Source organism: Streptomyces sp. So13.3 (assembly GCF_005860785.2).
In the GTDB taxonomy this organism is placed as follows: domain Bacteria; phylum Actinomycetota; class Actinomycetes; order Streptomycetales; family Streptomycetaceae; genus Actinacidiphila; species Actinacidiphila fildesensis.
In genome coordinates this window covers 7,849,884-7,867,834 of record NZ_CP048835.1, presented here as the reverse complement: position 1 = coordinate 7,867,834, position 17,951 = coordinate 7,849,884, and the positions used below count along the sequence as shown (strand labels likewise).

Genomic DNA, 17,951 nt, shown 5'->3' with positions numbered 1-17,951 from the left:
GGGGTCGGGCAGGCAGGAGCAGGGCAGACACCAGGGAGAGCGTGGCGCCTGCCCCGCCGGCCGGGTGAGCCGTCAGAGTTCCCGCAGCTCCTCGACAGCCGGCCGGTGGGAGGCACGGGCCGCGGCCAGGGCAGCGGCTGCCAGCGCGGTCATGGTGATCAGCAGGGTCAGGCCCAGGTACTGCCAGGGCACGGCCACCGTGCTGGGCGGTGGGTCGAAGACCCCGGTCAGTACCTTGACGAGCATCTGCGACAACGCCCAGGCGATGACGGCGCCACCGAGCACTCCGCCGGTGAGTACGGCGGCGGCTTCGCTGAGCACCAACCCTCGCAGCTGTCGTCTGGAGGCCCCGAGCACCGTGGCGATGGCGAAGGTGCGGCGGCGTTCCGCCAGGCCCAGAGCCAGCACGATGCCGCCTGCCGCCGCGGCCAGCAGGATCGCGAAGGCGAGTTCGATCCGGGTCAGTCCGGCGAGGTCGACCGAGGTGAGGCTGGAGCCGACCGCGGTCCGTGCCTGGGTGACGTCTGTGACGCTCGCCCTGGTGCCGAGTTCGCTGCGCAGCTTCGCGGCCACGTCCCTCTGGTGGGTGCCGCCGGTGTCGACCAGGAAGGCGCCGACCGCGTCACTGCCGGTGGCCTTGGCGATGTAGTCGGCGTTCGCGACGAAGAAGCTGTCGCGGGGGGCGGTCGGGAATTCCTTCACGATGCCCGCGTAGTGGAACGCCACGGTGCGGAACTGCTGTGTGCGACTGTCCTGCAGGCGCAGATTCAGCAGGTCGCCGGGGGCGAGCTGGAAGTCCTTCACGGTTTCGTCGCTGACCAGAACGGAGTCGGGCCGGGCGGCAAGCCGCTGCATCAAGCTCTGCGCACTGCCGCCGGAGAAGTAGGCGTCCTGCAAGGAGGTGGCAGAGGCGATCGTGGACGACCGCACTCCGTAGAGGTCCTGCAGATCGGATCCGATGTACGCGAACCGGTGCTGCAACGGCTCCACATGCCGCACTCCGGCGACCGAGGCCAGAGCGCTCGCGCCGCCGGGTCCGGTGGTGGAACCCGGTGACTGTGTGACCGTGACGTCCGCGCCGTTGGTCAGCTGGGCATCGATCTCCGACTGCTGGCGGTATGTCGCGTTGAAGGTCGCGGTGGAGGCTGCGAACGAGACCGCCAGCGCCAGCAGCACCATGGACCGCGCCAGCGGACGGTGCCGGCGCGACATGCTCGCTGCGGCCGCCCCGGCCAGCGTTCCCGTCAGCGGCCTGACCAGCCGGACCAACGGCCGGCGGCCGTGGGCCAGAACCATCGTTGCCAGCCGCCACAGCAGGAGCGAGGAGCCCAGCCAGAGCAGGGCCGGGCCCAGGAAGGCCCAGTAGGACACCGAGATGGCGGCCACGCCTTCCGGAGCCAGTACCAGCGCGTAGTTGTTTCGGCTGGACGCCCGGAAAATCAGGAGGGAGACCACCAGCAATACGACGTCCAGACCCCACCGCATCCACAGTGCATTGCGGCCGTGCCTGACTGTGTGCCGTGCCTCGGCCACGGTGCCGGCCCGCAGATCCCGCAGAGCGGGCAGCAGCACGGCGCCCGCTGCGATGACGAGTCCCAGGATCAGGGCGAGGGCGGACCATGTGGCGGCCGAAGCGGTGGTGGCGCCGAACGACGCGGTGCCGAAGGCCAGCCGCCCGGTCAGCGCGGCAATTCCGATCCCAACCGCGCCGCCGGCCAGACCGACCACACCCGCTTCCACCGCGGCGAGCCTGGCCACCTGGCGGGGGCGCAGCCCCCTGGTGCGCAGCAGTGCCTGCTCCCGGCGACGGCGGTCGGCTCCCGCACCCGCCAGTGCCGCGGTCAGCAGGGCGGCCAGGACGGCTCCGGGGGCGCCCAGGAACAGGAAGAGGATCTGGGCGTAGACGGCGTCCTGGCGGGCCGCGCCGAGGGAGGCGCCTAGGTTGTCGCCCACGAGTACTCCGCCGGACAGGTGCGCTTCGAGGTTGTGCGCCGCACTGGTGACCGCCGAGTACGCGGCGGCGGGGTCCTGCGGCAGGCGCGCGTCGCGGGACACATGGATCTGGGTGGTGACAGCGGCCGGGTCCACGGCCTTCACCGGGGTCGTCAGGGTGCTGAACAGGGCGGCCGGAAGCAGGATGACGTTGTCGGGCGGCGCGGAGGGCTGCGTCTGGGGCGGGGCACCGACCTTCTGGAACAGCGAGTCCGCCTGCGGCAGGTCGACGACACCGGCCACCGTGACGGACACGGGGCTCGCGCCCGGCCGGCCGATGCGCACCGTGTCGCCCGGTGCCACATGCAGGTTCGCGGCCGTCTGCTGTGCCAGCAGCACGCCGTCGGCTGCTCCGGTCAACTGCCGTATCTCGCGCGGGAACGCGGACCGGTAGCCTTCCGGGAGACCGAGCAGGACCCCCGAGCCGGTGCTCTGTACCGAACCCGCGACCGTGGCCTGGAAGCCGGTGCTGCGGGCGAAGCCGACCGGCAGCGCGGTCCGTACACCCGCAGCGGCGCGGACCGTGCCGAGTACGGTGGCGGGATCGGCACCGGGCTGCACCTCCACCTGCCAGTCGACGGCGACCGAGTGGACCGCGCGGGCCGTCATGGTCGACTTCGACGCGGTGAGGAACGAACCCAGCGCGGACATGAGTGCCACGGCCAGCGCGATGCCCAGCGCCGTGACCAGCAATCTGCCGCCACGCCGCCGCAGCAGGCCGGCCGACCAGGTGACGATCATGGTGTGCCTCCCCGGCCGGTGTCGCCCGCGGTCGGCGGACCGGAGTCGAAGGGAACGGTCAGCCGGCCGTCGGACATGGTCCAGCGCGCCGGGAACCGCTCACCGACGCTGGGGTCGTGCGTGCTGACGACCAGTGCGGCGCCGATCCGGTCGGCCACGCCCAGCAGGACGTCGACGATGTGCCGGCCGGTGACGCGGTCCAGCTGACCGGTGGGTTCATCGGCCAGCACCAGTCGGGGCCGCAGCGCCAGCACACGGGCGATGGCGACCCGTTGGGCCTGGCCGCCGGAGAGTTCCTGGGGAAGCTTGCCCATCAGATCGCCGGCTCCCACGAGGTCGAGGGCTTCGAGTGCCCGCCGCCGGGCCTCGCCCTCGGGCCTGCCGGCCAGGACCAGCGGGAGACCGGCGTTCTCGGCCACGTCCAGGTTGTTGATCAGACTCGGGCTCTGGAAGACGACCCCGATGTCCCGTGCGCGCAGTCCACCGTCCATGGTGAGGCCGGGCCAGGTCACCGTGCCGCCGGTCGGCCGTTCCAGGCCGGCCATCAGATGGAGCAGCGTGGACTTCCCGGACCCGGAGGGGCCCATGACAGCGATCCGGTCGTGCGCGCGCACCAGGCAGTAGGTGCCGTGCACCGCGACCACGGCGCCCGCTCCCCTGCCGAAGGTCCGGGCGACGTTCTGGCAGCTCACCAGTACCGTGGCGGCCGGGGCTTGGGCCACGGTCGGGGCGTTCATGACTCGATCCTTCCGTCGCGCAGACCGATGACCCGGTCGGCGATCCTGACGACCTCGGGGCTGTGAGTGACCACGAGGACCCCGCGTCCGTCCTTCGCACGGTCCCTGAGCAGGGCCAGTACCCGCTGTTCGGTCTGTCCGTCGAGTTCACCGGTGGGCTCGTCGGCGAGCAGGATGTCCGGGTCGTTGGCCAGGGCGACCGCCAGTCCCGCACGCGCCAGTTCACCGCCGGCCAGTTCGTGCGGCAGTGCCCGTGCCCGGCTGCTGAGGCCCACCTGCTCGAGGAGGCGGTCGGCGTCCGGCGCCGGACCTCGGCTGCGTCCCGCTGCCATATGGACGAGGCGAATGTTGTCGCGGACACTGAGGTGCGCGATGAGGTTGCCGGACTGCAGCAGCACGCCGATGCGGCGGAGCCGCGCCCGGGCCCGCTCGGCTTCCGGACGGTGGCTGATGCGCTCACCGCCGACATGCACCACCCCGCCGGCGGGCTCGTCCAGCCCTGCCAGGCATGCCAGGAGGGTGGATTTTCCCGATCCGGAGGGGCCCACGACGGCGACCGTCTCCCCTCGGCCGACGTGCAGGCTGACCCCGCGCAAGGCGAGGGTCTCCTCCTCCCCGGAGCGGAAGAACCGGTAGAGGTCCCGTGCGTCGAGGACGTGGGGCTCGTCCTTGCCCTTTCCCTTGTCCTCGTCCTTGGCCGGGGCGGGCGCGGTTCCGCTCATCACTGCCACCGCAAGGAATCGGTGACCAGACGCCACGGGTCCACGTTGTCGGCATTGACGGGACCGGACAGCGTGATGACGATCTCGCGGCTGCCCTGGTGGAAGGCGTACCGCTCGAAGGCGTCCCGGCTGACCTTGCCGGTCACCGGGTCGGGAGCGGAGTTGCCCTGATAGGTGAGCAGCACGGCCTGACCGGCCTGCCGGGAGACCAGCGAGGCCGATCCCCGGGCGAACGCGGGGACCTCCCGGGCCAGCTGGGGCACGACCGCCGACTCGGCCGCCTGCACTGTGGGGGCGGTCGGGGCGGCGCTCTGCGACACCTCGATGCGGTTGAGTTTGTCGGTGAAGACCGTCACTGTGCCGGTCCGGGTGCGGGCCCAGCCCTCGGGCACCTTGACCTGGAAGCCGCCTCCAGCCGGGGCGTAGGCGACGTACGCCTGGTTGTCGGGGATGTCACCGGGCGGATTGGACTCCACCGGAGCCGGTGTCTGGCTGCCGGAGGAAGCGCCTGGGGCGGCGGGGCTGGAGGCGGTGGAAGGGCCGGCGGTCGTGGGTACGCTGGTCGTGCCCTTGGCGCCGCCGGAGCCGCCGCATCCGGCGATCGCCACCGCAGCCAACAGGGCAGCCGTGACGGTGAGGGAGCCTCGCAAGGTCATGATGGCCTCCACAGGGGGATGACTGCGATGACCACGACGCTAGGGACCAGGCGGCAAAACCCCGGCGCAATGAGGGTTAGACGACGGCAAAACCTCGCCCCCGCCCCCGCACAACCGGGCCGCAGCAGCCACCGGCGCCCATGATGGGCATATGAGAGCACATGTGGTCCGGGTGGCCGTCGCCGCGGTCCTGGTGGCCCTCGTCCTGCTCGCCGTCCCCCTGGCGGTAGTGATCCAGCGGTCCTTCTTCGACGACGAGCGCGGGGAACTGGAGAGGACAGCGCTGGCCGCCGCCGTCCGCGTCGGACCGCAGTTCGCGGCCGGTGACGAGGTGGAACTGCCCGCACCGGAAACGGAGGGCAAGCTGGGCGTGTACGACCTCACGATGCGGCTGCGCTCGGGCTCGGGTTCCGCGCAGGCCGATGACGTGACGCGGCGCGCGGCCCGTGGAGTGGTGGTGCGCGGGAGTTCCGGAGGTGACCTGGTCGTCGCCGTGCCTGTCTCGACCTCGGAACAGGTCATCGGCGTCGTCCGCGCCACGACCCCGACCTCGGAGGTATGGCACCGCATCCTGCTGACCTGGCTGGCGCTCCTGGGCGTGGTGCTTCTCGCCCTGTGCGCCGCGATCGCTGTCGCCCGGCGCCAGGCACGGGCACTCAGCCGACCGCTGGAGTCCTTGTCCACCACGGCGCGGGCCGTCGCCGACGGTGATCTCACCGCGCGCGCGGGGCGCTGCGGCATTGTGGAGATCGATCAGCTGGCCACGGCCCAGGACACCATGGTCGCGCGGCTGACCACGCTCTTGCAGCGCGAACGGCACTTCAGCGCCAACGCCTCTCACCAGTTGCGCAACCCACTGGCAGGACTGCAGCTCGGACTCGAAACCGCCCTGGACGCGACCCGGTCCCCCGACACGGACCTGCGGCAGGCACTCGAGGACGCCCTGGAACGATCGCAGCATCTTCAGCGAACCGTTGACGAAGTCCTTCGCCTGGCCGGCGCGCCTTCCGGCGAGCTGGTCCCCACGCCCGATGAAACCGCCGCCGAACTCAGCGCGCGGGCTGAACGCCGCTGGCACGGCGCGTTCGCCGACGCGGGGCGGCGCCTGGATGTCGCGGTCCACTCCGGGGCCGGCCCCCTTCGTCTCCCCGGCCGCACCACCGACCAGGTCCTCGACGTCCTGCTCGACAACGCACTGCGACACGGCCGGGGCACCGTGCTGATCACCGTGCGCGAAGCGACCGGGGCGATCGCCGTGGATGTCACGGACGAAGGGACTCTGCGCATCGCCCCGCGGGCCGCCTTCGAACGGGGCACCACCACCGGGTTCGGCAGCGGTATCGGCCTGGCGGTCGCGCGGGAGCTGGCCGAGGCGGCGGGCGGACGGCTCACCGTCAGTGCCACCGACCCCACGGCATTCACCCTCCTGCTACCGGGCCCGGATGCTTAGCGAAGGGTCATACCCCGGCGGCGGTGACCACGGCGTCGGTCGCGAATCCGAGGAGCAGGCCGAGCAGAATGCACCACGTCGTCAGTTCCTTCGACGCCGCCGCACGGCGGGCCACCGCGAGAAGTTCGATGACGACATAGAGGATGGATCCGGCGGCCAGGCCGAGGAACGCGATCGACAACGTGTCATTGACCAGGTGCTGGCCAAGAAGGGTGCCCAGGAACGTCGGCCCACCGCCGATCAGACCCAGCCAGAGCAACGTCGACCACGTCGGGCGTTCACCCTCAGCCGCCAGGGGAGCGACGATGCCGAACCCTTCGGTGGCGTTGTGCAGGCCAAAGCCGATGACCAGCAGCACCGCCAGGGAAATCTCGCCCTGCGCCGCGGAGTTGCCGATCGCCAGCCCCTCGGCGAAGTTGTGCAGACCGATACCGGTAGCGATCATCAAAGCGAGCTCACCGGCCTGCGACCGCTTGGCGGGGGCGAGTTCGGCGGTATCCGCGGCGCCGGGTCCGTGCGGGAGCCCGGACCTGGCTCGCCGTGCCGCCGCCCAGCGGTCGTAGTGCACCAATCCGGCGAGTCCGATCGCCAGCCCGGCCGCCAGCACTGTTCCGCCGACGAGCGCGGTACCCCAGTGCTTGTCGCTCAGCGCCGCGTCCGTGGGCTCCCATGCATGGGTCAGGATGTCCCAGACGAGGAACACCAGGACACCGATCGCAACGGCATTCAGTCCAGCCCTCAAGCGCGGCGCGGCGTTGCGCAACCTGCCCAGCGGAAGCCCGAGGTAGATCGTGAACCCCGCAACCGCGCCGAGCAAGGCAATCTGGGAACTGGACATACCTACTCCATGGCAACGGGCGGACGCGAAGGAACCTGCCCTCATGCTTAGGCAAGGCTCGGCTAACCATAGAGGTTGATCAGCCATCCGTCTACAAGGGTGTAGTCGAACGTGCCCCACCCCCCGTCGAACCGGGTTCGCTCGCGCAAAATGTGAGACTCCCAAGTGCTCGTCCGCTGTCAGGCGAAGGAGCGGACACCGTGGGCGACCGGAGAAACGCGGCGGCGGGGCGGCGTGCGCCGGGCGAGCTCGAGGGCGAGGTCCTGGCTACCCTGTGGGCGGTCGGGGAGCCGGTGGCCGCGGGAGTCGTGCGCGAGCAGGTAACCGGCGACCCCGCGTACACGACCGTGCTGACCATCCTGTCCCGGCCGCACGACAAGGGACTGGTCACCCACGAGAAGGCCGGCCGCGGCTATCTGTACGCACCCGTACGCGACGAGGCCGGGCACGCCGCCGCGGGGATGCGCGATCTGCTGGAGCATGGCGGCGACCGGGCGGCGGTCCTGGCCCGGTTCGTCTCCGAACTACCGGCCGAGGACGAGAAGTTGCTGGAGCAACTACTGCGCGGACACCCGGAGGCATAGACCGTGTGGATCGGCCTGCCGCTGCTGTTCGGCGCGATCCTGGCGCTGGCGGCGCCCTGGACGGGACGCAGACTGCCGCCCCGTTCCGCTGCGTGGTCGCTGGCCTCGGCCGCGGTCAGCGCCGCCGGCGCCTGGGTGACGGCGCTGGCCATGCTGGGCTTCACCCTGGTCGGCCAGGTTCCTTAGGTGGCCGCGGAGGGACGGTGGTCGGCGCGGGTACTGGCCGCAGACGCCCCGGTGGACCGGCCGGTGGCCGCCGCCTGCGCCGTCGGCGTCCTGTGCTGCGCCCTGGGTCGTCGGCCTTCCCCCAGCATGAATCCTCGCCACCCCCTGCACTTCGAGACTGTGGGCCGCAGGCTTGGTACTCACCGACCGCGCCACCACCGCTATCCTGCTCGTGCGCTGATCCTCCGCCTCCCTCACCGCTCGAACCGACGATCGTACAACCGTCGTGGCGGCCTGAACCGGACGGACACCTATCGCACGGACAGAACCACAGGGGGACCGAGGAAATTGGCCGCATACCCACAGGGTGAGTCAAGCAACCATGACGGGTGGGCCCGCTCCGTCGTGGCCGGCCTCGTCACGCCCCCCGAGACGATCGACCACACGCTCGTCTCGGTCCTCCACGGGACGGCGGTGCTCTCCGAGGAAAATGCCCTCCGCCGGGCCGATGCCATCCGAGCGGCAGCACTCGGTCTGCCCCCGGCGGCGTGTGCCGCAGCGGCAGGCATCTCCGAGGCCCTGCTCAGTGACTGGCGCGAACAGGATCCGTCCTTCCACGCCGCCATGGCCAGCGTCCAGGCAATGGCGCAGGCGCACGGCCGCCATGGCGACGAACCAGGATTCTCGGCGCCCGAACTACGCCTGGTTCTCAGCCAAGTCGCCTCCGGCTCCACCCTGGCGGCCGCCACAGCACTCGTGGGCTACTCCACCGCCGTACTCAGACGGCTGCGCTCACGCAACCCGCTGGTCAACGCCCTCGTCAACGCCTCCACCACGCATCGACAGCAGCATGCAACCGCCAAAAAGGGCACCACTCCAGGCAACCGTTACCGACTCGTCCAGCGCGAAGAACGCTGAGCACTGCGCTCCTCAGCGACGCACCGTATTCAGCCCTTGCGGAGCGGGCCACCCCGACCAGTAGGCCGTTGATCCGCTGGCGCTTAGAGTGCCGTCGCGGTCGACGAGCAACCGGCCCTGCGGCGACCCCGCCCCTCGGACGGTCGGGCTCCCGTCAGGCGAACTTCGGCATCTCGCCGACCGTCTTCGACATGTCAATCACGGCGAACGCCGCGCCCTGCGGGTCCGACACCGCCGCGAAGCGGCCGAAGGGGCTGTCCATCGGCCCGAAGAGGAGCTTGCCGCCGCGCTTGGTCGTCTTCGCGACCGCCTCATCGCAGTCCGGGACGCCAAAATAGACCTGGACATAGGAGGGGATCTCCGGCGGGAAATCACTACCCATGTTCATCCGGCCCAGCACCGGGTTCTCCGGACCGCCAAGGCTGAAGACCTTGAAGTCCATCCCCGCCGCCTCCGGGGAATCGCCGAGGTCCATCTGCTGGGTCCCGTACGGGAAGACCCGCGGAAGGAACGCGTCCGCCTTGGCCACGTCGCGCGAGAAGAACTCGGCCCAGCAGTACGAGCCCGGCTCGCCGAGCTTCTCGAAGCCCTTGTGATCACCCGGCTGCCAGACACCGAACACCGCGCCGCTCGGCTCCTTCGCGATAGCCATCGTGCCGAAGGAGCCCACCTGCATCGGCTCCATCAACAGCTCACCACCCGCTGCCTTGATCTTCTCCGCGGTAGCCGCCGCGTCGGGCGAGGACAGGTAGAGACACCACTGCGACTGGCCCTCCTGCCCCGGCATCGGCGGCACGACGGCCGCGACAGCCTTGCCGTCGGAGTAGGCCTGCGTGTAGTTGCCGTACTCGCTGCTGGACTCGGCGAAGGTCCAGCCCAGTACGTCGGCGTAGAAGCTCTTCGCGCCCTCCAGATCGGAGAACATCGCGTCCACCCAGCAGGGTGCGCCTTCGGGGAACTCAGCCATGATCGATCGACTCCTGTGTCGTGGACGACGTGACCCGACTCCGTTCCCACGCTAGACGCAGGGTCTGACAATCGCGCGGGGAGCGCCGCTGCTGCTGAAGTGGGTGTTCTCGGAGCCATGGAAGATCGCCCGGCGCCTCGGCTCCGACAACGGACGCACACTCGATCGCCGCCCACGACGTCACCCCTCGCTCAAAGGCGTCCACAGCCTGCTGCGCACCCTCACCGGCATGACCGGCGCCGTACTGAGCATCGCCGCCCCCGCACACGAGTTCGGCACCCTGGCCCCCCTGCTGCGGCGGCGTAGGAGCCCGAGGAGGAGGCGGCGCCGAGGCCGGCGGCGATGGCCAGGGTGCGGGGGCGGTCGTCGCCGAGGAGTGAGACGACGGTGGATTTGCGGACGACCGCCTGGACCACGGCGGACAGAGCGAAGCCCAGGATCAGAGCCCAGGTGATCTCCCAGGTCATCGAACCGGCGATCGACCGTGCGTGCAGTACGGCGTGGACCATTCCTGAAGCCTTCCGACAGGAGTACGGCCTGGGGCCCACCGACACGCTCCGCCTCCGCGGTCGCGCAGCGGGTGGGTGAGCGCGGGGCGCCGCCGTGTGGCGGCGCCCCGCAAGGGTTCAGCCGACGTTCAGGGTCAGGGCGGCGGTGTGGAGTTTTCCGCCGGTCTGGAACTGCAGGAACAGCCGCCAGTTGCCGGGCGTGGGCAGTTCGGCGTGGAAGGACAGTTCCGGTCCCCCGTGGTCGCCGTTGACCTTGGTCGTCGGGTGGAGGTGGGCGAAGGCGGTGTCGCCCTCGTGGAAGGCGGTGAGGTGTGCGTAGGTGTCCAGGTAGGGCTGGAGGTCGGTGACGGGCTTGCCACCCCGGGTGATGTTGACGGTCAGCGGGTGTTCCATGCCGGCCATCGGGGAGCCCTTGACGGTGATGGTGTAGCCGTCGACTTCGGCGGAGGTGGTTGCCGCCGGCAGCGAGGTCTTCGTCGCCGCCCCGGGGACGGTGGCGGTGCGGCTGAGGACGAACGCTGTGCCCTTGCCTGTTCCGGTGCTGGGGGTGAAGGAGGTGAACAGGTGCCAGGTGCCGGGCGCGAGGGTGGCCAGGTCGGCCGTCCAGGTGCCGTCAGCGGCCATCGTCGGGTGGAGGTGCTGGAAGCCGGTCAGGTCCGAGCGGATGGCGTAGAAGTGCATCCGTTTGGTCTGCTCGACGGCGAAGTCGGTGACGGGCCTGCCGTCCGGACCGGTGACAGTGAACCGGTACGCGGCCTGCTGACCTGCCGGGAGGGTGGTGTCCTGGCTGGTGAGGCGGTAGCCGTCCTTCGTGTCGGACAGGCCGTCGCCGTCGGCCTTGGTGCCCATGCCGGGCATGGTGCTCATCGGGGGTGTGGCCTGCGTTGAGGATGACGCGGAGGGCTTGGCGCCGTGGTCCATGCCGGGCATCGAGGAGTCGTTGGAGGACCCGCAGGCGGCCAGGGTCAGCGCGAGGGCGGCTGCGGTGCCGGCGGCCGCGAGGGCACGTCGGCGCGCGGTGGTACGGGAGGAAGCAGTCATTGCGGTGGTCTTTCCGAGTGGGCGCACCACGCCGGGCGGGCGCGCGGGAGTGAGCAGGCCACCTCGCCGGGCCCGGTCGAAGATCCGGATTCCGGCACGGTCCTGTCAGGTCCGCGCGATACACACCGTCAGGAGCAGACTTCGCCCGCCCGGTGGCGGGGGTCCGCGCCGCCGCGACCCGCCCAGGGACACCGGACGGTTCGAGAGGAAGCCGGCCACCAGCACCGCGACGACAGCCATCAGGGCCCCGCCCATCGGCAGCGGGTTCCGGTCCCGAGCGGGAGTCGAGACGCACATCGCGCCGCTCGACGCCTGCGGTACGTCGGGATGTGCCATCGCTGGAGGCGTCGTCACCGTCGTCATAGTTGCCGGAACCGTGGACGTCATCGCGGCGGTGGCATGGCGGTGCGGTGTCGGGGAGGTGGCGGTCATCGCTCCGTGGCAGCCTTCGGCCGCGGTGGCCGGTGCGCCGTGCATGAGGAACAGGCCGAGCAGCACCGCACACAGCGTCAGCAGCCGGGCGATGCCCCGCCTGCGCGCCCGTCCGATGCCTGCCACTGCCGGTTCCCTTCTCAGACCATGGGCGCTACCGAGGGGCGCCACGTTCTGACCATACCCCGGGCGGGTACTCAGTGTCGGGGTATCACACTCCGGCCGCCAGAGCCGGGACCGTCGAGCGCTATCGCGCGTGGTGGGCCAGGACAGCGTGCGGGTCGCCACTGCCCGGGGTGTGGTCAGTGCGCACGGTGGCGGCGGTCAGCCGGGGAACGGCGTGGATCAGGGCATGCTCGGCGGCGACCGCCAGGGTGTGTGCCTGCACCACGGTCAGGTGCGGGTCGACGACGATGTCGGCCTCGCCGCGCAGGGCGTGGCCGATCCACCGCATCCGCAGCTGCCCGACGTCGCGCACGCCGTCCACGGCCCGCAGGGCGCTTGCGGCGGTCTCGATCAGGGCGGGGGCGACAGCGTCCATCAGGCGGCGGAAGACCTCCCGGGCGGCGTCCTTGAGGACCATGAGGATCGCGGCGGTGATCAGGAGACCGACGATCGGGTCGGCCGGCCGCCGGCCCCTCTCGGCGCCGGCGGCGCCGGCGGCGCCGAGCAGGACGGCAGGATCACCGAAGTACTCCGCCTGTCTGTGGCCCCGCGGGGGTGACCGGTTGAGGCAACCTCGTGCAGGGTGGGGCTGCTGCGCTCAGGCGGCGTCGAGTTCGGGGAAGACGACTTCGTCCAGGACCAGGTTGATGGCCACGGCGACCGGGACGGCGACCAGTGCTCCGACGATCCCGAGCAGGGCTCCTCCCGCGAGGACCGCGACCACGGTGACGAGGGGGTGGACGTCGACCGCGTAGCGCATCGCCCGGGGCATGATCAGGTAGTCCTCCAGCAGGCGGAAGGCGATGTAGAAACCCGCGGTGGCGACCGCGACCGGCCAGGACACCGACAGCGCCACCAGGCTCACGACCACACCCGCGATCGTTGAGCCGACCATCGGGATCATGTCCATCACCGCGGTGAACACTCCCAGTGCCGCCGCGTACGGGACGCTCATCGGAGCGCACCACGCGAACGTGGCCACTCCGGCAATCGCGGACGTGGCCACGTTGCCGAGCATGAACCTGCCGATGCGCACCAGGATCTCCTCGGTGATCTCCTGGGTGCGGGCGCGGCGGCTGCCAGGGACCAACTGGTAGAAGAAGCGCTTGATGGCAGGCATGCCGGCCATGAAGTACACCGTCAGGGTCACGACCACGGCAGTCGCGGTGAGGGCGCTGACGACATACAGGCCGGCGCCCAACAGGCCGCCGAAGATGCTGGATCCGCCGCCGGAGCCGATCTGGGTCTTGGCCTTGTCCGTGAGGTGGTAGCGGTCCTCCAAGCGGCCCAGGGTCGACTGGTGGTCGTGCAATTGCTGCAGCCAGCCCGGCACCGCGTGGATGAGCGCTTCCACTTCGGTGACCACCGGGGGGACGACCACGGCGAGCAGGCCCGCCACGATCAGGAGCAACACGGCGCACACGATCAGCACCGCGCGCCCGCGCCGGTGCCCCCGCGCCACCAGCCACCCGACCAAGGGTTCCAGGCTGACCGCCAGCAAGAACGCCAGCACTACCAGCAGCAGCACCTGACTGGCCCGGAGCACCGCCTGCGCGACCTGCCACGCCAGGAAGGCCCCCAGGGTGAAGGTGAATCCGGCGACGAACCAGGACCTGCGCCGCATGCCCCGCACATTCAGCGCCGCCGGCCCCGACAGGCCTTGTGCTGGTGGTATCTCGACCGGGTCCTGCGCGGGCCCGGATATCGACGACATGATCTGCCCTCTGCTTTCTGCGACCCGCGGGGCATCGTCATCACTGCAGAGCGATCCCGGCGGCCTGCCACACACCCACCGCGAAGACATCACGGCCAACCGGTCGACTTCCCCCTCGGCACCCTTCCAGACGTGCAGCGAAAGGCCCGCCTCGCGCGATGCGGGGCGGGCCTGCGTGATCTCGCGGCTACGGGAGCGGAATCAGGTGGTGGCCTCTGCGAGCATTCCTTGCCGCAAGCGGTCCAGGACCTTGGTCAGGAGTCTGCTGACGTGCATCTGAGAGATGCCGAGCTCGACGCCGATCTGCGCCTGGGTCATCTCGTCGCCGAAACGCATCTGCAGGATGCGCAGGTCGCGCTCACCCAGCTGCGCCATGAGCGGCTTGAGAACGTGCAGGTTCTCTACGCCTTGCAGGGCGGGGTCGAGGTCCCCGAGCCGGTCGACCGGACGACCGTTGTGGTCGTCGTCCTCGGCGGTCGTCATCTCCAGGGATCCCGCGGTGTAGCCGTTGCTGGCGACCAACCCCTCGATGACTTCCTCGGTTGTCAGGCCCAGGAGCTCGGCGAGCTCCGCAGTGGTCGGGGCACGGTCCAGGCGGGTCGCGAGTTCCTCGGTCGCCTTGGCCAGCTCCAGGCGCAGTTCCTGCAGGCGGCGCGGCACGTGCACGGCCCAGCTGGTGTCCCGGAAGAAACGCTTGATCTCCCCGGTGATGTAAGGGATCGCGAAGGTGGTGAACTCCACCTCACGCGACAGGTCGAACTGGTCGATCGCCTTGATCAACCCGATCGTGCCGACCTGCAGGATGTCCTCGGACGGCTCAGGCCGGTTGCGAAAGCGGGCTGCAGGGACCCCGTTACCGTGCTCCTGGTGGTCAGCCCTCGTGGCTCTGGAGGAGTTCCTTGACCTTGGCGATGGCGAAGCCCCAGCCCTGCTGGACGGTGGGCTTGCCGGGGACGGCGACTTCTTGCGGGTTGGTCAGTACGTCGAGGAGGACCGGCCCCGGGGTGGCGAAGGCGCGGCGGACGCTGTCGGTGAGGGTGCCGGGGTCGGTGACGCGGATGCCGGTCAGGCCGAGGGCGGTGGCGACCGCGGCGAAATCGGGGTTGTCGAGCTCGGTGCCGAACTCGGCCAGTCCGGCCTGTTCCTGTTCGAGTTTGACCATGCCCAGACGGCGGTTGTCGAAGACGACCAGCTTCACCGGCAACTGATACGTCTTGATGGTCATCAAGTCGCCGAGCAGCATGCTCAGTCCGCCGTCGCCGCAGAACGCGACGACCTGGCGGCCCGGTGCCCACAGCTGTGCGCCCAGCGCCTGGGGCATGGCATTGGCCATGGAGCCGAGGTTGTAGGACCCGATCAGACGGCGGTCACCATGCATCGTCACGAAGCGGGACAGCCACACGGTGGCCATACCGGTGTCGGAGGTGAAGATCGCGTCGTCGTCGGCGCACGCGTCGACCGCGGCGGCCAGAGCTTCGGGCCGGATGTCGTGGTCGGGGTTGTCCAGTGCGCTGCGCAGCCGTCCGGTCCAGCGCTTGGTGTCGTGCGCGGGTTCGGCCAGGCGCTGCTGGCCATCGTGCCAGGTGGCGAAGTGCTTGCGCGCGGTATCGAGGTGCGCGCGGTCGGGCTTGGCGTCCAGGTGAGGTAGCAGGGCGCGCAGGGTGGCGCCGGTGTCGCCGGCCAGTCCTGCGTCGATGGGTACACGCCGCCCGAGGTTCTGTTCCTGGGTGTCGATCTGGACGACGCGGCAGCCGGTGGGGTACCAGTCGCGGTAGGGGAAGTCGGTGCCGAGCATGAGCAGGGTGTCGCACTCGTCGAGTGCGCCGGCCGCGGCGGGATTGCCGATCAAGCCGGTCTGGCCGACCTGGTAGGGGTTGTCGCCCTCGAAGCCCTCCTTGGCCTTGAGGGTGAGCACCATGGGCGCGCCAATGTGCTCGGCCAGTGCCAGGACTTCCTCGCGGGCGTCGCGGGCACCGCGTCCCACCAGCAGGGTCACCTTGGACGCGGCGTTGATGATCTCGGCCGCCTGCAGGATGCCGGGCTCATCGGGGCGGGTGAGCTGGCGGGTGCGGGGGAAGCGGGCGGGACGGTCCTGCGTCAGCTCCTGGTCGCCCAGGTCGCCGGGCACTGTCAGGACCGCAACCCCGCCGTGGCCGACCGCGGCGCGCACAGCCGCCTCCAGGAGACGGGGCATCTGGTCGGGTGAGGTGACGGTGGCGCGGTAGACGGCGACGTCGCGGAACAGCAGGTCGTTGTCGACCTCCTGGAAGTAGTCGCTGCCCATTTCGGCCAGCGGTACCTGTCCGGCGATGGCCAGCACGGGAGTGCGGCTCTTCGCGGCGTCGTAAAGGCCGTTGAGCAGGTGGATCGCGCCCGGCCCGACGGTGCCCATGCACACACCCAGAGTCCCGGAAAGCTGGGACTGCGCGCTCGCGGCGAACGCGGCGGCCTCCTCATGGCGGCACCCCACCCACTCCAGACCATCGGTGGTGCGGATGGCGTCGGTCAGCGGGTTCAACGCGTCGCCGACCACGCCGAAGACGTGACCGACCTCCAGTTCCTGCAGGGCGTCGATGATCACACGGGCCACAGTGCGTGCCACGGAATAATCCTCCGGTTCGTCAGGCGGTCGAGCAGGGAAACGGGCCGGCAGGGCCAGCCGGGTCAGACGGTGAAGCGGTCGGGGTCCGCGGCCTTCCAGTCCGCCGCCCAGAATTCCGGCGCCTGGTGGATCAGCTCGCCCGGCGCCAGGGGCGGGTACAGCTCGGCGTACGAGCGGACGATGACGGAGTCGATGCGGCGGCGCAGCATGTGCGGGGCCAGGCCTGAGGGTTCGTCCACGCCCATCGACGCCATGATCTGCAGGGCGCTCTTGACGGTCGCTTCCTGGAAGCGCTGGACCCGCCGGGACTTGTCGCCGACGTCCAGGGCGCGTGCCCGGCGCGGGTCCTGGGTGGTCACCCCGGTCGGGCAGGTGTTGGTGTGGCACCGCTGGGCCTGGATGCAGCCCACCGCGAACATCATCGCCCGGGCGGCGTTGGTGTAGTCGGCCCCCTGAAGGAGACGCTTGACCAGGTCACTGCCGGTGGCGACCTTGCCACTGGCCCCGATCTTGATCCGGTCCCGCAGGCCCGTACCGACCAGGGCCTGGTGGACCGTGGTCAGGCCGTCCGTCAGGGGCATGCCCAGATTGTCGGCGAACTCCAGGGGCGCGGCCCCGGTCCCGCCCTCGGCACCATCGACGATGATGAAGTCGGGTGTGACGCCCTCGTCCAGCATCGCCTTGCACACCGCCAGGAACTGGCTTCGGGAGCCGAGGCACAGTTTGAACCCGGTCGGCTTGCCGCCGGACAGCTCCCGCATCCGGGCCACGAAGGCAACCAGTTCGCGCGGGGTGGAGAAGACCTGGTGGTAAGGCGGGGAGATGATGGTCCTGCCTTGCGGGACGCCTCGGACCTGGGCTATCTCCGCGTTGACCTTGGTGCCGGGCAGCACCCCGCCGATTCCGGGCTTGGCCCCCTGACTCAGCTTGAGAGACACGCACCGGACCTGCTCGTGCGCGGCCTTGTCGGCGAACATCGCGGGGTCGAAGCCGCCCTGATCGGTACGGCAGCCGAAATACCCGGTACCGATCTCCCAGACCAGGTCCCCGCCCGGCCGCAGGTGGTACTCCGACAGGCCACCCTCACCGGTGTCGTGGGCGAAACCGCCCAACGCGGCACCGGTGTTCAACGCGAGGATCGCGTTCGAGGACAGGGAGCCGAAACTCATCGCGGAAACGTTCAGCAACGCCATGTCGTAGGGCTGCTTGCAGCCCGGGCCGCCGACCCGCACCCGCGGCACATCCGTACGCACCGGGTGCGGGGCCATCGATGGGACCAGGAACTCGCTTCCCGTCGCGTACAGGTCCTGCTCCGTGCCGAAGGGCTCCTCGGCGTCGGTTCCCTTGGCACGCTCGTAGACGATGCTGCGGGTGTCCCGGTCGAACGGCCTGCCGTCGACGTTGCGTTCCACGAAGTACTGCTGCATCTCAGGGCGGATGCCCTCCAGGGCGAACCGCAGATGACCCAGCACCGGATAGTTCCGCAGCACCGAATGCCTTCGCTGCACCAGATCCCACACCGCAAGCACCAGCAAAGCCGTCAGCGGTCCCCCGGCAAACCACCACCACGGCGAGGCCACCAGCGCCAAAGCGGCACCGGCGACAGCAAGACAACCCAGCAACGCGACCCACAGCATCCTCAGCACACCACGCGCCTACCCCGATCGCGCAGATCAAGCGGTCCTGTGTGGCCGCTTCCGGGTCGGCGTCGGGGACCG

General features: G+C 70.3%; 15 protein-coding genes and 3 pseudogenes. 4 read left to right on the top strand and 14 right to left on the bottom strand.

What is annotated here, in order from left to right:
* Positions 1-72: 72 nt before the first annotated feature.
* The 4 genes from C8250_RS35210 to C8250_RS35195 are packed head-to-tail and all read right to left on the bottom strand — an operon-like array spanning position 73 to position 4,848.
* The gene (locus C8250_RS35210) at positions 73-2,733 is read right to left on the bottom strand and encodes an ABC transporter permease (protein ID WP_138352768.1); all 2,661 of its coding nucleotides are present in this window, start codon (positions 2,731-2,733) and stop codon (positions 73-75) included.
* The gene (locus C8250_RS35205; RefSeq protein ID WP_138352767.1) at positions 2,730-3,470 is read right to left on the bottom strand and encodes an ABC transporter ATP-binding protein; all 741 of its coding nucleotides are present in this window, start codon (positions 3,468-3,470) and stop codon (positions 2,730-2,732) included. Before C8250_RS35205 ends, C8250_RS35210 begins: the two co-directional genes overlap by 4 nt.
* Positions 3,467-4,192, bottom strand: coding sequence for an ABC transporter ATP-binding protein (locus tag C8250_RS35200; RefSeq protein ID WP_138352766.1), 726 nt, complete (start codon positions 4,190-4,192; stop codon positions 3,467-3,469). The genes C8250_RS35205 and C8250_RS35200 overlap by 4 nt, the downstream gene beginning before the upstream one ends.
* Positions 4,192-4,848 carry a hypothetical protein gene (locus C8250_RS35195; RefSeq protein ID WP_138352765.1) on the bottom strand — a complete coding sequence of 219 codons (657 nt, stop codon included), beginning with the start codon at positions 4,846-4,848 and terminating at the stop codon, positions 4,192-4,194. Before C8250_RS35195 ends, C8250_RS35200 begins: the two co-directional genes overlap by 1 nt.
* 151 nt (positions 4,849-4,999) lie before the next feature.
* On the opposite strand from C8250_RS35195, the gene C8250_RS35190 reads away from it, so the two are divergent.
* Entirely contained in the window at positions 5,000-6,298 is a 1,299-nt protein-coding gene (locus C8250_RS35190; protein WP_198358989.1) for a HAMP domain-containing sensor histidine kinase, read from the top strand.
* 7 nt (positions 6,299-6,305) lie between these two features.
* Here C8250_RS35190 and C8250_RS35185 read toward each other — a convergent pair whose 3' ends face one another.
* A complete protein-coding gene (locus tag C8250_RS35185) occupies positions 6,306-7,136 on the bottom strand; it encodes a ZIP family metal transporter (RefSeq protein WP_138352764.1) in 831 nt (276 codons plus the stop codon).
* 200 nt (positions 7,137-7,336) lie between these two features.
* Between C8250_RS35185 and C8250_RS35180 the strand changes: the two genes are divergently transcribed.
* The 3 genes from C8250_RS35180 to C8250_RS35170 all read left to right on the top strand — a co-directional run bounded on the left by C8250_RS35180 (position 7,337) and on the right by C8250_RS35170 (position 8,803).
* Positions 7,337-7,720, top strand: coding sequence for a BlaI/MecI/CopY family transcriptional regulator (locus C8250_RS35180; RefSeq protein ID WP_138352763.1), 384 nt, complete (start codon positions 7,337-7,339; stop codon positions 7,718-7,720).
* A 3-nt stretch (positions 7,721-7,723) separates the two neighbouring features.
* On the top strand, positions 7,724-7,906 hold the full coding sequence (locus C8250_RS35175; RefSeq protein WP_138352762.1) for a hypothetical protein: 183 nt from the start codon (positions 7,724-7,726) through the stop codon (positions 7,904-7,906).
* Between the two features lie 384 nt (positions 7,907-8,290).
* Complete coding sequence (locus tag C8250_RS35170; RefSeq protein WP_138352761.1) at positions 8,291-8,803, top strand: hypothetical protein; 513 nt, start codon at positions 8,291-8,293, stop codon at positions 8,801-8,803.
* Positions 8,804-8,957: 154 nt separating this feature from the next.
* Here the strand turns inward: C8250_RS35170 and C8250_RS35165 are convergent, their stop codons facing one another.
* From C8250_RS35165 to C8250_RS35130, 9 genes and pseudogenes are all read right to left on the bottom strand, one after another.
* Complete coding sequence (locus C8250_RS35165) at positions 8,958-9,770, bottom strand: VOC family protein (protein WP_138352760.1); 813 nt, start codon at positions 9,768-9,770, stop codon at positions 8,958-8,960.
* 296 nt (positions 9,771-10,066) lie between these two features.
* Positions 10,067-10,279 (bottom strand): annotated as a pseudogene (locus C8250_RS35160) (permease); the annotation flags it as partial.
* A gap of 117 nt (positions 10,280-10,396) precedes the next feature.
* Positions 10,397-11,320, bottom strand: coding sequence for a hypothetical protein (locus C8250_RS35155; RefSeq protein ID WP_138352759.1), 924 nt, complete (start codon positions 11,318-11,320; stop codon positions 10,397-10,399).
* A gap of 105 nt (positions 11,321-11,425) precedes the next feature.
* Positions 11,426-11,878, bottom strand: coding sequence for a hypothetical protein (locus C8250_RS35150; protein ID WP_138352758.1), 453 nt, complete (start codon positions 11,876-11,878; stop codon positions 11,426-11,428).
* A 121-nt stretch (positions 11,879-11,999) separates the two neighbouring features.
* Positions 12,000-12,549, bottom strand: a pseudogene (locus C8250_RS43985) (cation transporter dimerization domain-containing protein); the annotation flags it as partial.
* Complete coding sequence (locus C8250_RS43980) at positions 12,516-13,631, bottom strand: AI-2E family transporter (protein WP_232486016.1); 1,116 nt, start codon at positions 13,629-13,631, stop codon at positions 12,516-12,518. The pseudogene C8250_RS43985 and the gene C8250_RS43980, both read right to left, overlap by 34 nt.
* Positions 13,632-13,832: 201 nt before the next feature.
* A pseudogene (locus C8250_RS35140) lies at positions 13,833-14,468 on the bottom strand (SigB/SigF/SigG family RNA polymerase sigma factor); the annotation flags it as partial.
* 34 nt (positions 14,469-14,502) lie between these two features.
* Positions 14,503-16,233, bottom strand: a complete 1,731-nt coding sequence (locus tag C8250_RS35135) for a thiamine pyrophosphate-dependent enzyme (RefSeq protein ID WP_138352756.1) — start codon at positions 16,231-16,233, stop codon at positions 14,503-14,505.
* Between the two features lie 62 nt (positions 16,234-16,295).
* Positions 16,296-17,870: an FMN-binding glutamate synthase family protein gene (locus tag C8250_RS35130; protein ID WP_138352849.1), complete on the bottom strand. Its 1,575-nt coding sequence runs from the start codon at positions 17,868-17,870 to the stop codon at positions 16,296-16,298.
* Positions 17,871-17,951 lie beyond the last annotated feature (81 nt).

Bases quoted from the DNA above. Each gene is read 5' to 3' on its own strand.
- C8250_RS35210 (WP_138352768.1), bottom strand. From the start codon at position 2,733: ATGATCGTCACCTGGTCGGCCGGCCTGCTGCGGCGGCGTGGCGGCAGA.
- C8250_RS35205 (WP_138352767.1), bottom strand. From the start codon at position 3,470: ATGAACGCCCCGACCGTGGCCCAAGCCCCGGCCGCCACGGTACTGGTG.
- C8250_RS35200 (WP_138352766.1), bottom strand. From the start codon at position 4,192: ATGAGCGGAACCGCGCCCGCCCCGGCCAAGGACGAGGACAAGGGAAAG.
- C8250_RS35195 (WP_138352765.1), bottom strand. From the start codon at position 4,848: ATGACCTTGCGAGGCTCCCTCACCGTCACGGCTGCCCTGTTGGCTGCG.
- C8250_RS35190 (WP_198358989.1), top strand. From the start codon at position 5,000: ATGAGAGCACATGTGGTCCGGGTGGCCGTCGCCGCGGTCCTGGTGGCC.
- C8250_RS35185 (WP_138352764.1), bottom strand. From the start codon at position 7,136: ATGTCCAGTTCCCAGATTGCCTTGCTCGGCGCGGTTGCGGGGTTCACG.
- C8250_RS35165 (WP_138352760.1), bottom strand. From the start codon at position 9,770: ATGGCTGAGTTCCCCGAAGGCGCACCCTGCTGGGTGGACGCGATGTTC.
- C8250_RS35155 (WP_138352759.1), bottom strand. From the start codon at position 11,320: ATGACTGCTTCCTCCCGTACCACCGCGCGCCGACGTGCCCTCGCGGCC.
- C8250_RS43980 (WP_232486016.1), bottom strand. From the start codon at position 13,631: ATGTCGTCGATATCCGGGCCCGCGCAGGACCCGGTCGAGATACCACCA.
- C8250_RS35130 (WP_138352849.1), bottom strand. From the start codon at position 17,870: ATGCTGTGGGTCGCGTTGCTGGGTTGTCTTGCTGTCGCCGGTGCCGCT.